The organism is Dyella lutea (genome assembly GCF_024158035.1).
GTDB classification, from domain to species: domain Bacteria; phylum Pseudomonadota; class Gammaproteobacteria; order Xanthomonadales; family Rhodanobacteraceae; genus Dyella_A; species Dyella_A lutea.
In genome coordinates, this window is the sequence record NZ_JAMZEK010000002.1 from 524,531 (window position 1) to 536,760 (window position 12,230).

The following is a 12,230-nucleotide window of genomic DNA, read 5'->3' on the forward strand; positions in this document are numbered from 1 at the left end:
TGCTCAGGGCGTGTCGACGCGCGTGGCGTCCACGCCCAGCTTGTGGAGTTGCGCCTGCACGCTGTCCGGGCCCGCCAGATGCGCGGCCCCGACGGCGATGAACACCGTGCCGGGGGTGTCGAGCATCGCCCTGATCTTCCCTGCCCAGGTCGCGTTGCGCGTCACCAGCAGGCGTTGGTAAAGCGCCGGGGTCTCGCGCTTCATCAGGCTGTTCTCGAGTCGCGCGATGGCCTCGACGTCGCCCTTGTCCCAGGCCTCGACCAGCTCTTTGAACTCGAGCTTCGACGCGTCGGTCTCGTGCAGGGTCTGGCGCAGCATGTCCAGTTGCAGCGCGCTGGGCATGTCGGCGAGGAAGCGGATTTGCTCCTCGGCGGTCTCCAGCGCACGCACCGGCTTGCCGGCCCTGGTCATCTCGTCGCGCAGCAGGTGGTCGACGCCTTGCTGCGGATCCAGTCCGGCCTTGGCCAGCGGGGCCATGGCGATGGTCAGCGCGGCCAGCCAGGGACGCATCGCGTCGAGCGCTCCCATGCCGGGCAGGCCGGCCAGCCGCGCGGCGCGCTCCAGCCGGTGATAGTCGCCGGCCGACAGCAGCGAGGACAGCGGATGCGCGGGATCCATGCCCAGTCGCAGCACCAGGGCGGTGATGTTGGCTGGACTGTCGTCGGTGATCTCCACCACCAGGGCGTCGCTGCTGGCGAGCGCCTGATCCAGGGCCGGGTAGCGCCACGGCGTGTTGCCGGGAAGCAGGTGAACCGTGCCGAACAGGTAGATCGTGGTGTCGGCGCCCCGCACCACCCACAGCGCCGGGTGGGCGATGGCGCCAGCCGGAAACAGCAGGGCGACCGCGACCAGCACGCGCGCGCCAAGGCGCCGGAACCGGGTGAGGGTATTCAAAGTGGTCGCCGCTGCTCGCCGATCGAGCGGGTGAGCGCGGTGACCTCGTCGCCGGTGTGACGGGTGGATTTGCGTTCGATCAGCAGCAGGTGGCACTCCTGCTCGGCCACCGGGTTGTGCCGCACGCCTTTGGGCACCACGCACATCTGGCCTTCGCCGAGTTCGACCACGCCGTCCTCCAGCTCGATCCGCAGCGCGCCCTTGAGCACATAGAACAGTTCGTCCTCGTCGGCATGGCTGTGCCAGGCCAGGGTGCCCTGCACCCTGGCGACCTTCACGTAGGCATCGTCCACCTCGGCCAGCACCCGCGGCGACCACCATTCGTCGAGCCGGGCGGCGGCATCGGTCGGGGAGAGGGGCTTGATCATGCCGCGACCGTACGGTCGTCGGCGACACTGCGCAAGCGGCCCGGGCGTCAGGTAACGGTCTCGTCGGCAGGGTGCGGACTCCGCTTGGCCGCGAGCAGGCGCTCGTCGGCGCGGCGGAACGCCTCCATGATGCTCTCGCCGTCGCCGATCGCGGCCACGCCGAAGCTGACCGAGAAGCCGAGCCCCGGTCCCGGCATGCGCAGTTCGGTCAGCGCTCGCCGCAGCCGCTCGGCGGTGGCTTCGGCGCGATCCAGTGCCAGCCCGGGCAGCAGCACCATGAACTCGTCGCCACCAAAGCGGCCGATCAGGTCGGACTGGCGCAACTGGTGGCGCAATGTGCGGACCAGGTTCAGCAGGATCTGGTCGCCGGCGGCGTGGCCGTAGCCGTCATTGATGGCCTTGAACCGGTCGATATCCATCACCAGCAGCGAGACCGGCAGACCCTGGCTGTGCGCGTCGGCCAGCTCGCGCTCGCTGCACTCGAAGAAGTGCGTCTTGGTGGCCGCGCCGGTGAGGCCGTCGGTGGCAGCCAGTTCGCTCAGGTGGCGGTTCTGCGCCACCAGTGCGGGTACGGCGAAGCCAAAGTAGGCGCTGGCCGCGATCACGCAGATCGCGAACTGGTAGACCAGTGCGTCGCGAGTGATGCCGAACAGCGCCACCAGCACGGCGATCGCGGTACTCACCAGGGCGATGCTCAGGGCGCCGCGGAACGGGCTCTCGGTGTAGACCACCCACATCTGCGGCAGGATCAGGAAGAACATCGCGAAGGCGGCTTCGGGGGTGCCCAGGTAGGCATTGGCGGCCAGCACGACGATCACCACCAGCATCTCCAGCGCCAGCTTGCCGGCGTACGTGCCGCTGCCGCGGCTCTGCGGCAGGAAGGACAGACCGCCCAGCCACGGCTCGATCTGCGGATAGCGCCAGCTGAGCAGGCCGACGAACAACGGCGTGAGCACCAGCGCCCCGGCCAGGTCTCCGATCCACCAGGGTAGCCACAGTGGCGGGGCGGATGCGGCGATCAGGCCGGTCGCTTCCAGCCCGCGGATGCCGAGCACGGTCGCGCTGAGCGACGCCAGCGCGCTGACCAGCAGGAAGGCCGTCACCACCACCGGCGTGGACGGACTGGTGCTGCGCCGGATGGCCCGCCGCATCACCAGCGCGCCCAGTCCGTAGGACAGGCAATGCGCCAGCGCAAAGACGATTCCCGAGACCAGCAGCGCGCGCGCGGGCAGGCCGGTACCGTAGATCCGGTCGATCCAGAACGTGGCGACGATCGCGCAGGGCACCAGCACCGGAATCGCCCGCCAGCCCATCACCAGCATGGCCGCGAGGGTGAGCCCGGCCGGTGGAAACCACAGGCTGGCATGCGGGTCGTACTGCATCACGGCGGACAGGCGCCACAGCGCCAGCCAGGCAACGGCCAGGGCGCCGTACCGGAACGCTCCGCTGCGATCGGCGCCCATGTGGGCCAGGGCGCGCAGGCGCCCGAAGTGGTAATGCTCCATGCCCGTCCCCCTTCCCGATGTGCGGTCGACGGACCGGATCGGCGACGTGACTATGCCAGTGCCCGGTGGCCGCTGGCAAAGCCCTCCGGCGGAGCGGCGCGTCGCCGTACGGTCAGCGGTTTTCCACGCCCTTGAGGAACTTCACCAGTCCCGTGAAGTAGGTCTTCTGGTCGTCGTACATGTCCATGTGGCTGCCCTTCCTGCACAGCAGCAGCTGGCCGTGCGGCAGCTTCTTCGCCATGTCGGCCATGTACGCCGGATTCATGGTGTCGTAGGTACCGGCGATGACCAGGGTCGGCACGGTGATCGTGTGCAGGTCCCTGCTGCGGTCCCAGTGTTCGAGCACTCCGCTGGCACCCAGCTCGCTGGGGCCCTGCATCAGCGTGTAGATGTGTTCGTTGACGTGGCTCATCGAACGCAGCACCGGCTCCGGCCACTGGTCGGCCGGCATGCGCAGCACGTGCTTCTCGTAGTGCATGCGCATCAGGATCTGCATGTAGCGCGGATCGTCGGTGCGATGCCCGGCCTCCATCGCCTTCACTTCGGCCAGCTCCTTCGGGTCCATCGCCGGTTCGAGCACGTGCTTGGCGTAGTCGTTGTACTCGGGGATCGAGTCGACCATGTTGGAGATCACCAGGCACTTGAGGTGCTGCTGGTACTTGAGCGCGTACTCCATGGCGAGGATGCCGCCCCAGGAGTGGCCGAGCAGGCAGAAGTTGTTCCTGTCCAGGTGCAGCGCCCGGCGCACCTGCTCGACCTCCTCGACGAAGCGGTCGGTGGTCCACAGTGCGTCCGTGCCCGGCCCCTTGGGCTGGTCCGAGTAGGCCGAGCCGAGCTGGTCGTAGTAGATGTATTCGATGCCCGCCGCCGGCAGGTAGCTGTCGAAGGCCTCGAAGTACTCGTGGGTCATGCCCGGGCCGCCGTGCAGCAACAGCACGGCCAGCTTCGGGTTGTTGCCCACTCGCTTGGTCCAGACCCGGAATTTTCCGAGCGGGGTGGTGATCGGGACCATCTTGACCCCGCCGGAGAGCACGTCGTCGTGGCCGACGTGGCTGTAGTAGCTGGCCGGCGGCGCGCTCTGCGCGGCGGCGGCGAACGGCAGCAGCAAGACTGCCAGCAGGGCGGCAAGCTTGTTCATTGGATATCTCCCCCAGAGCGTGCGGGGGACTATCCCTCGCCGGACCACGGCCCGCAAGATCGACCAAAGGCGCCTCAGCGCGGCGACCGGTAGCCGCCGGGGACGCCGTCGGGGCTGAGCACCAGCTGCCACAGCTGGTCCCGGCGACTGCGGAACACCGCGGCAGAGCAGGCCAGGTAGAAGTGCCACATGCGGCGGAAGCGTTCGTCGTAGTGCGCCGCCAGGTCCGACCAGGCGCGATCGAAGTTCTCCCGCCAGGCGGTCAGGGTGCGGTCGTAGTCGGTGCCGAAGTTGTGCCAGTCCTCCACCACGAACAGCCCTTCCAGCGCGGCGGTGACCTGGCTGGCCGCCGGGATCATCGAGTTCGGGAAGATGTACTTTTCGATCCACGGATCGGTCTGCGCCGGCGCGCCGTTGCTGCCGATGCAATGCAGCAGCGACAGGCCGTCCGGGCGCAGGCACCGACGCACGGTCTCGAAGTAGGTGCGGTAGTTGCGTCCACCGACATGCTCGAACATGCCGATGGACCAGATCGCATCGAAGCGGTCCTCGATCTCGCGGTAGTCCTGCAGGCGGATCTCGATCGGCAGGCCTGCGCACAGCCCCCGAGCGTAGTCGGCCTGCTCGCTGGAGACGGTCACGCCGACGCCCTCCACCCCATAGCGCTCGGCGGCGAACTTCAGCGCCTCGCCCCAGCCGCAGCCGATGTCCAGCACGCGCTGGCCTGGCTGGAGCTGCAGTTTGCGGCAGACCAGGTCGAGCTTGGCCGCCTGCGCGTCGTCCAGGTTGTCCACCTGCGCCCAGTAGCCGCAGGAGTAGACCAGCCGCCTGCCGAGCATGGCGCGGAACAGGTCGTTGCCGAGGTTGTAGTGGGTCTCGGCTACCTCGTAGGCGTGCTCGCCGCGCTGCAGGTTGAGGAAGCGGGCCTTGAGGTGGGCGAGCAGGGTGTCGAGGGTCTTCAGCTCCTGGTCCAGCTGCGCGCCCAGGATGCGGGTGAAGAAGCCGGGCAGGTCGGCCACGTCCCACCAACCGTCCATGTAGGCCTCGCCCAGGCCCAGCGAACCGTGCGAGAACACCCGGGCGTACAGCCTGTCGTCGTGTACCCGCAGGTCGCAGGGCCGGTCACCGTCGATGCGGATGCCGGCCAGGGCCAGCAACTGCTCGGCCCTCTGTCGCAGCGAGTAGGAACTCATGGCGCCTCCTTCGCGATCGGAGCGGCCCCCGGGGCGGGCGCCCGCGTCGAGGGGATGCTACCGCGGCGCGTCGTGACGACGGCGTGCCGGTCAGTCGGTGCCGGCGACGCCGAATTCCACCGGGAAGCGCGCCCAGAACAGTGGCGCCTTGTCCTCGCGCACCAGGGCAGTCAGCGTGTCGGCCTCGGCCGCGCTGACCAGGAACTCGACCAGCACGGTCTGCTCACCCGCCGACTCGAAGAAGGTCGCCTCGTGAATGCGGCCGTGCCGGCCGTAGCCGGCGATCGCCTTGAACGCCGAGCCACCATGCACCCCCTGCTTGCGGGCCGCTTCCAGCAGCCATTCGTAAAGCAGCTTGCCGTGGTGCTTCTGGTTTTCGTGCATGTAGAAGCGCAGTGAGTAGCCGTTCATCGTCGGGTTCTCCAATCAGGTTCCGGTCAGCGCGTCAGCACGCGCACGAGGCTGAGGCCCGCCACGGTCATGGCCAGCGTGCCGAACAGGTGGGCGCTGATGATCGCCACCGTCCAGGCGTACTGCTGGCGCAGCAGCAGGGTGATGGTCTCGCTCGAGAAGGTGGAGAACGTGGTGAGGCCACCCAGGAATCCGGTGCCGATGAACAGCCGGGTCGCCGGAGAGAGCGCGCCATATTGCGCGAACACGCCCATCGCGATGCCCATCAGCAGGCCGCCGAGCAGGTTCGCGCTCAGCGTGCCCAGCGGCAGGGTTGGGAACAGCGGGTTGAGCATCAGGCCCAGGGCCCAGCGCAGCAAGGCACCGAGGAAGGCACCGAGGCCGACGGCCAGCAATGAGATCAGATCCATGCGCATCCGGATTCCAGTAAGGGTGGAGCGGGTGCGGCGGGCATCGTCGGGGATCGCCCGAAAAAATGCCCGGCCACCCCGCGAGGGGTTCGACCAGGCATCATCAGCCTTGCGGCGGTTCGGGGAGGCATGCCATCTCCCTTGCGTCCCACGATGTTAGCAAACAGCCGGTCGGACCGGTCAAGCGCGGCCCTGCAGGCGATATGCTGGCCGCCCCTGACGATACCCGCCTGTCGCCCCATGACCGATGCCGCCCCCACCGTTCCGCGCAGCCTGCCGTGGCTGCTGGCGGGGTTGTCGATGATCGGCCCATTCTCGATCGACGCGGTGTTCCCGGCCTTCCCGCTGATCGGTGGCCACTTCGCCGTGGACGACACCGCGCTGCAGCAGCTGATCAGCGTGTACCTGGTGACGTACGGTTCCATGAGCCTGTTTCACGGCGCGATCTCCGATGCGATCGGGCGCAAGCCGGTGATCGTCGGCGGCATGCTGCTTTACGCGCTGGCCTCCGCCGGCGCGGCGCTGTCGACCTCGTTCGCCATGCTGCTCGGCTGTCGCGCCCTGCAGGGCGCCTGTGCCGGCGCCGGCCTGGTGGTGGGGCGCGCGGTGGTGCGCGACTGCCTGCAGGGCGCCGCCGCGCAGAGACTGATGTCGCGGGTAATGATGATCTTCGGCATCGCGCCGGTGATCGCGCCGATGGTCGGCGCGCAGCTGCTGTGGCTGGACGGCTGGCACGGCATCTTCTGGCTGCTCACCGCGTTCACCGTGTTCATGGCGGTGGCGTTGATCGCCCTGCTCAGGGAAACCCATCCTGTGGCGAGCCGGACCGCGTTCGTGCCGCGCGAGCTGGTGGCGACCTACCTCTCGTTCGGGCGCGACCGGCCGTTCCTGCCGTTGCTGATCTCCAGCACGATCAACTTCTGCGGGCTGTTCCTGTTCATCGCCTCGGCACCGCGCATCGTGCGCGAGTTGCTGCACCTGTCGGCGCAGGGGTTTCCCTGGCTGTTCCTGCCGGTGGTGGTGGGGCTGGTGTTCGGTGCCTGGCTGTCCGGACGCCTGGCCGAGCGGCACAGCGTGGCGTTCACGGTGAATCTGGGCTACGCCTCGATGGGGGCAGCGTGCGTGCTGCATCTGGCGGGTGGGCTGCTGGCGCCGCGCGGCGTGCTGCCCTGGTCGATGCTGCCGCTGGTGCTGCACGGCATCGGCGTGCAGCTCGCGTTCCCCACCCTGACGCTGCTGCTGCTGGATCGCTTTCCGCATCGTCGCGGCGGCGCCTCCTCGGTGCAGGCCTTCGTCAGCCTGCTGCTCAATGCCGGTGTGGCCGGTGTGTTGTCGCCGCTGCTGTCGACCAGCCTGCTGCCGCTGGCCCTGGGCAGCTGCGTGCTCACGGCGATCGGCTGGCTGGCCTGGCACTGGTACCACGTGACCCTGCGCGAGGAGCCGCCTTCGCCACCGCTGCGCGACGTGGAGCTGCAGGCGCAGATCGCCGAGCCGCGCTGACGCCGGGTAGTTGCTGAAGATGAATGGCGGCGGCGCCGATCTTTGACATGCATGGCACCGCTTGCGAGGCTGAAAAGCTCCCGTCTCTGGCGGGTTCAGCCGCCGCCCCGCCGAGGGCGGAGCCACTCCCCGCGGAACGGCACGGCGCCTCGGCGTCCCGTGTTCCGCCTCCACGCAGGAGACTTTGCATGTCCTCCCCGATCCGTTCGATTCTCGTTTCACTTCCCGTCGCGCTGGGTGTCGGCGCCGTATCGGCGCAGAGCGCCAAGCCGCCTGCCGCACCGCCGGCACCGCGGGTGCAACCGGCCGATCCGGCCGCGGCAGCCCAGTGCACGCACACCGCCAAGTCGATGATCGGAGCGCTCGATCACGGCGACGTCGCCACCGCCACTCGTGCTTTCGATCCCAAGCTGCACAAGCAGCTCACCGACGACGCCCTGCGGAAGGGCTGGTCGTCCCTGGCCGACAAGTTCGGCAAGCGTGCCGGCTTCGGTGCCGCGCAGAGCCAGAAGGTCAACGGTGTGACCGTGGTGCTGCTTCCCATGACCTACGCCCGCGGCGAGCTTGGTGCCGAGGTTGCCTGCGACGCCAAGGGCGCGGTGGTGGCGGTGCACGTGGGCCAGATGCCGCCGGCCCAGGGCAAGGCGAGCCCCGGCATGGCGTCGCCGCCGCCGACGGGTGGCTGAGGGGGCGTCGGTAGGTTGCTCCCGGGTGGGCCCGCCGCTGTGGGCCCGCCCTCCTCGCCGATTCCCGTGCGGGTTGCGACGCATGTGGCATCCCCGCGGTTGGCATGACTTCTGCCATTCGGCCGTGGCGAACGGGCCGCTTAGGCTGCGTGCTCCCCACGTTGCGCCCACGCCATGCCCCGACAACCCTCCATGTCATGCGACCGAAGTCGCCTGCCGGTCATCGTGCCCCTGCTGCTTGCGGCGAATGCGGCAGCCGCTCCGCTGCCGGTCAAGGTGGATGGCCACATCGATCCGGACGAGTGGCGCGGTGCCAGGCACATCACCGATTTCCGCAAGGTGCAGCCGCTCAACGGCGAGCCGGGCAGCCTGCCGACGGAAGCCTGGGTGCTGTCCACGCCGAAGGGCCTGGCGATCGCCTTCCGTTGCACCCAGCCGCCCGGCGTGCCGCGCACCCGGCAGCGGATCCGCCGCGACGAGAACGCCCAGGTGGACCGGGTCAACCTGATGATCGATTTCAACGGGGATGGCCGTACCGGCTACGACTTCACCGTCACCCTGAGCAACGACATCGACGATGGAGTGATCACCGGCGAGACCACGTTCAACAACGACTGGGACGGCAACTGGAAGCACGCGGTGAGCGAGGACGCGCAGGGCTGGAGCGTGGAGATGCTCATTCCCTGGTACATCGCGCCGATGAAGGCGGCCGATGGCGGCGAGCGTACCGTGCACATGTACCTGGACCGGGTGATCGGCGCCACCGGCGAACGCGATGCCTGGCCGGTGGCCAGCTTCACCCGGGCCCGCTTCCTGTCCGATTTCACCCCGGTGACGCTGCCGGCCTACAACCAGCCATTGCTGGCGATCACGCCGTATGTCGTGGGCGTGCGCGACCAGGTGGCCGGGCGCAACCACGGCAATGCGGGTGCGGACATCTTCTGGAAGCCGAACGGGCAGACCCAGCTCACCGCCACCATCAATCCGGATTTCGGCCAGGTCGAGAGCGACGACCTGGTGGTGAACTTCGGTGCCGAGGAAACCTTCTTCACCGACAAGCGGCCGTTCTTCACCGAGAACCAGGGCATCTTCGATTTCAGCCTGCTGATCGACAACAGCCAGCTGATCTATACCCGTCGCGTCGGCGGTCCGTCGGACGATGGCCACGGCGCGGCCGACGTGGCGGGAGCAGTCAAGCTCAACGGCAGCGTCGGCGCCACGGAGTACGGCGTGCTGGCGGCGCAGGAGAACGGCGATGCCGGGCGCAGTTTCGGCGCGCTGCGGGTGGAGCATGACTTTGGCACGCAATCGCTCGGGCTGCTGGCCACCCGCGTGGACCGGCCGTTCCTCGATCGCCAGGCCAACGTGCTCGGCATCGACCACCGCTGGCAACCGAACGACAAGCTCACCGTCACCAGCAACGTGGTCGGCAGCCACATCGACGAGCAGGGCCATCTGGTCACCGGGATGGGGGCCACCAGCGTCGTCGAGTACGAGATGAACGAGCGGTGGACACAACAATGGCTGGCGATGCATTTCGATGACCGGCTCGACATCAACGACTTCGGCTACCTGCCGCGCAACAGCCTGAACTACCTGCACTGGGAGGTGCAGCGTCGCTACAGTAACTTGCCGGCTGACTCCAGGTATGCCTCGCATCGCTGGCGCTTCCGCATCATCGGCATCGACGACGACCGCGGCGTCAAGCTGGAGCGGCAGCTGCGGATCATCCGCCAGAGCCAGCTGCGCGACGGCGGCGAGGAAGACATCCAGCTCAACCTCAATACCCCGGCCTACGACGACCTGCTCACCCGTGGCCACGGCGTGCTGCGCACGCCGGCGATCCACGTGCTGGACTGGCAGCGCACCAGCCCGCGCAAGGGCGACTGGGCCTGGAAGAGCGAACTGACTGCCGCCGGCAGCGATTTCGCCGGCATGCGCCGGATCGGCTACGAGGTGATGTTTGAGCCGACCTATTTCTTCAGCGACGAATTGAGCTTCTTCGGTGGGCCGGACTGCAAGTTCCAGCCCGGGTGGCTGGTGTGGCAGCACGACAACCTGATCGGCAGCTTCGACAGCCACTCGATCCTGCTCGACGCGGGGGTGAACTGGAACATCAGCGGTCACCAGGAGCTGCGGGTGAAGCTGCAGGCGCTCGGTCTGGATGCGCACCTGCGCGGCGCCTACCGCGTGATGCCGGACACCCGTGCCGTGCGCACGAACGATCCGGTCAACGATTTCAGCGTGCGCAACCTCGGCTTCCAGGTGCGCTACCGCTACGAACTGGCGCCGCTGTCCGATCTCTATGTGGTCTACGCGCGCGGCGGCTACCTGCTCGACCCGCGCTACGAAGAGGCCGGTTCGCAATTCCGCCAGAGCTTCGACCTGCGCGACAGCGAGCAGTTGCTGGTCAAGCTCTCGTATCGCTTCGAGCTTTGAAGCGGCGCCGGGCTCAGCCGCGCAGGTCGACCGGCAGGCCGCGATCGAGCAGGAAGCGGCGCGCGTTCTCGGCGTCGCGCTCGAACCACGCGCGCGACGAGCCGAGGCGGAAGGTGTAGCCCCAGGCATCCATGTCGGCCATCAGCCGGTCGCGCCCGACGCCGGGCAGGGCGTCGGCGAGCACGATCTGCAGGTAGCAGGTGGCGTCCTCTTCGTCGACCGAATCGGTGGCGTCGGTATGCACCTGGGCGCGTCGCTCGGCAGGCAGCACGATCAGGTGGCCGGCCTCGTGCAGCAGCGAGTGCACCGGCGTGTCGCCGCGGGCGTAGACGGTGGTGCCGATGATGCCGGCCTCCTCGTCGCCCCAGAAGCTGCCGGGAATCGGCTCGCCGTCGGGGACCGGCGCGAGCATGAGGCCGAAACGCGCAAGCAGCGAACGCGGAGCGTCCTCACCGATGTCGGCCAGGCGCAGCACGCTGCCGGGGTCGGGAGCGGGATGTTCGGAATGCATGGGGAGTAACGCGCCCGGCAGGACCGGGCGATGGGTCGGATCAGGCCGCGGGGCCGGGCTTGCCGTCGGGCAGGGCCACGGACAGCTCGAGCACTTCGTGTCCGCTGTCGTGCTCGAGATTGATCGAGATCGCCTCGATATCGACCTGCACGTACTTCTTGATCACCTCGAGCAGCTCGTTGCGCATCATCGGCAGGTAATCCGGCGCGCCCCGGGTGGAGCGTTCCTGGGCGACGATGATGCGCAGGCGCTCCTTGGCGACGCTGGCGCTGGCTTCCGGTTTGCGCTTGAGGAAATCGAGGATACCCATGCCGATCAGCTCCCGAACACGCGCTGGAAGAAGCCCTTCTTGGTTACTTCGGTGAAGCGCAGCGGGCGTTCCTCGCCAAGGATGCGCGCCACGGTATCGCCGTAGGCCTGGCCGGCGATCGAGTTGTCGTCGAGGATCACCGGCACGCCGGCGTTGGACGCGGCCAGCACGTTCTCCGACTCGGGGATCACGCCGATCACGCTGATGCCGAGGATCTCTTCGACGTCCTTCACGCTGAGCATTTCCTGCGCGGCCACACGGGTCGGGTTGTAGCGGGTCAGCAGCAGGTGCTGGGTGATCGCGCCGTCGCCGCGCTCGGCGCGCCGGGTCTTGCTCGCCAGCAGGCCGAGGATGCGGTCCGAGTCGCGCACCGAGGAGACCTCGGGGTTGACCACCACCACCGCCTGGTCGGCGAAGTACATCGCCAGGTGCGCGCCCTTCTCGATGCCGGCAGGGGAGTCGCACACCACGTAGTCGAAGCCGTCCTCGGACAGGCCGTCGAGCACCTTCTCCACGCCTTCCTGGGTGAGCGCGTCCTTGTCGCGGGTCTGGCTGGCGGCCAGCACGAACAGGTTGTCGTGGCGCTTGTCCTTGATCAGCGCCTGCTTCAGCGTCGCCTCGCCGTGCACCACGTTGACGAAGTCGTACACCACGCGGCGCTCGCAGCCCATGATCAGGTCGAGGTTGCGCAGGCCGACGTCGAAATCGATCACCGCGACTTTCTTGCCGGCCATGGCCAGGCCGGTGGCCAGCGAGGCGCTGGTGGTGGTCTTGCCCACGCCGCCTTTGCCGGACGTGACAACGATGATCTGTGCAGTCAAGGGTTCATCTCCCGGGAAATCGTTCTTGTAGTAATGGATCGCGC

At 68.2% G+C, this 12,230-nt stretch carries 13 protein-coding genes and 1 riboswitch; of the genes, 3 read left to right on the forward strand and 10 right to left on the reverse strand.

What is annotated here, in order from left to right:
• Positions 1-3: 3 nt before the first annotated feature.
• The 7 genes from NC595_RS09750 to crcB form a co-directional block, all read right to left on the reverse strand.
• Complete coding sequence (locus NC595_RS09750; RefSeq protein WP_253566126.1) at positions 4-894, reverse strand: TraB/GumN family protein; 891 nt, start codon at positions 892-894, stop codon at positions 4-6.
• A complete protein-coding gene (locus NC595_RS09755) occupies positions 891-1,262 on the reverse strand; it encodes a cupin domain-containing protein (RefSeq protein WP_253566127.1) in 372 nt (123 codons plus the stop codon). The genes NC595_RS09750 and NC595_RS09755 overlap by 4 nt, the downstream gene beginning before the upstream one ends.
• 47 nt (positions 1,263-1,309) lie before the next feature.
• Positions 1,310-2,767 carry a sensor domain-containing diguanylate cyclase gene (locus NC595_RS09760; RefSeq protein ID WP_253566128.1) on the reverse strand — a complete coding sequence of 486 codons (1,458 nt, stop codon included), beginning with the start codon at positions 2,765-2,767 and terminating at the stop codon, positions 1,310-1,312.
• Positions 2,768-2,879: 112 nt separating this feature from the next.
• Positions 2,880-3,905, reverse strand: a complete 1,026-nt coding sequence (locus NC595_RS09765) for a proline iminopeptidase-family hydrolase (protein WP_253566129.1) — start codon at positions 3,903-3,905, stop codon at positions 2,880-2,882.
• Positions 3,906-3,979: 74 nt separating this feature from the next.
• Positions 3,980-5,098 carry a cyclopropane fatty acyl phospholipid synthase gene (cfa, locus tag NC595_RS09770; RefSeq protein WP_253566130.1) on the reverse strand — a complete coding sequence of 373 codons (1,119 nt, stop codon included), beginning with the start codon at positions 5,096-5,098 and terminating at the stop codon, positions 3,980-3,982.
• Positions 5,099-5,188: 90 nt separating this feature from the next.
• A complete protein-coding gene (locus tag NC595_RS09775) occupies positions 5,189-5,509 on the reverse strand; it encodes a DUF190 domain-containing protein (protein ID WP_253566131.1) in 321 nt (106 codons plus the stop codon).
• Positions 5,510-5,535: 26 nt separating this feature from the next.
• Positions 5,536-5,919 (reverse strand): fluoride efflux transporter CrcB, encoded by a 384-nt coding sequence (gene crcB / locus NC595_RS09780; protein WP_425493101.1) that lies wholly within the window; start codon positions 5,917-5,919, stop codon positions 5,536-5,538.
• 87 nt (positions 5,920-6,006) lie between these two features.
• Positions 6,007-6,068, reverse strand: a riboswitch (Fluoride riboswitch).
• Between the two features lie 91 nt (positions 6,069-6,159).
• Here crcB and NC595_RS09785 point away from each other — a divergent pair.
• The 3 genes from NC595_RS09785 (at position 6,160) to NC595_RS09795 (ending at position 10,544) form a co-directional block, all read left to right on the forward strand.
• On the forward strand, positions 6,160-7,419 hold the full coding sequence (locus NC595_RS09785) for a multidrug effflux MFS transporter (protein WP_253566133.1): 1,260 nt from the start codon (positions 6,160-6,162) through the stop codon (positions 7,417-7,419).
• Positions 7,420-7,607: 188 nt separating this feature from the next.
• Entirely contained in the window at positions 7,608-8,105 is a 498-nt protein-coding gene (locus NC595_RS09790) for a DUF3887 domain-containing protein (RefSeq protein WP_253566134.1), read from the forward strand.
• 192 nt (positions 8,106-8,297) lie between these two features.
• Positions 8,298-10,544, forward strand: coding sequence for a DUF5916 domain-containing protein (locus NC595_RS09795; protein WP_253566135.1), 2,247 nt, complete (start codon positions 8,298-8,300; stop codon positions 10,542-10,544).
• Positions 10,545-10,557: 13 nt separating this feature from the next.
• Here NC595_RS09795 and NC595_RS09800 read toward each other — a convergent pair whose 3' ends face one another.
• The 3 genes from NC595_RS09800 to minD are packed head-to-tail and all read right to left on the reverse strand — an operon-like array spanning position 10,558 to position 12,186.
• Positions 10,558-11,055 (reverse strand): hypothetical protein, encoded by a 498-nt coding sequence (locus NC595_RS09800; protein WP_253566136.1) that lies wholly within the window; start codon positions 11,053-11,055, stop codon positions 10,558-10,560.
• Between the two features lie 40 nt (positions 11,056-11,095).
• On the reverse strand, positions 11,096-11,365 hold the full coding sequence (gene minE / locus NC595_RS09805) for a cell division topological specificity factor MinE (protein WP_063672226.1): 270 nt from the start codon (positions 11,363-11,365) through the stop codon (positions 11,096-11,098).
• Positions 11,366-11,370: 5 nt separating this feature from the next.
• Positions 11,371-12,186, reverse strand: coding sequence for a septum site-determining protein MinD (gene minD / locus NC595_RS09810; protein WP_253566137.1), 816 nt, complete (start codon positions 12,184-12,186; stop codon positions 11,371-11,373).
• Positions 12,187-12,230: the final 44 nt, after the last annotated feature.

Excerpts from the sequence above, each read along its gene's own strand:
- NC595_RS09760 (WP_253566128.1), bottom strand. The coding sequence starts at position 2,767 with ATGGAGCATTACCACTTCGGGCGCCTGCGCGCCCTGGCCCACATGGGC.
- cfa (WP_253566130.1), bottom strand. The coding sequence starts at position 5,098 with ATGAGTTCCTACTCGCTGCGACAGAGGGCCGAGCAGTTGCTGGCCCTG.
- crcB (WP_425493101.1), bottom strand. The coding sequence starts at position 5,919 with ATGGATCTGATCTCATTGCTGGCCGTCGGCCTCGGTGCCTTCCTCGGT.
- NC595_RS09795 (WP_253566135.1), top strand. The coding sequence starts at position 8,298 with ATGTCATGCGACCGAAGTCGCCTGCCGGTCATCGTGCCCCTGCTGCTT.
- NC595_RS09790 (WP_253566134.1), top strand. The coding sequence starts at position 7,608 with ATGTCCTCCCCGATCCGTTCGATTCTCGTTTCACTTCCCGTCGCGCTG.
- NC595_RS09755 (WP_253566127.1), bottom strand. The coding sequence starts at position 1,262 with ATGATCAAGCCCCTCTCCCCGACCGATGCCGCCGCCCGGCTCGACGAA.
- NC595_RS09775 (WP_253566131.1), bottom strand. The coding sequence starts at position 5,509 with ATGAACGGCTACTCACTGCGCTTCTACATGCACGAAAACCAGAAGCAC.
- minE (WP_063672226.1), bottom strand. The coding sequence starts at position 11,365 with ATGGGTATCCTCGATTTCCTCAAGCGCAAACCGGAAGCCAGCGCCAGC.
- NC595_RS09800 (WP_253566136.1), bottom strand. The coding sequence starts at position 11,055 with ATGCATTCCGAACATCCCGCTCCCGACCCCGGCAGCGTGCTGCGCCTG.
- NC595_RS09785 (WP_253566133.1), top strand. The coding sequence starts at position 6,160 with ATGACCGATGCCGCCCCCACCGTTCCGCGCAGCCTGCCGTGGCTGCTG.
- NC595_RS09765 (WP_253566129.1), bottom strand. The coding sequence starts at position 3,905 with ATGAACAAGCTTGCCGCCCTGCTGGCAGTCTTGCTGCTGCCGTTCGCC.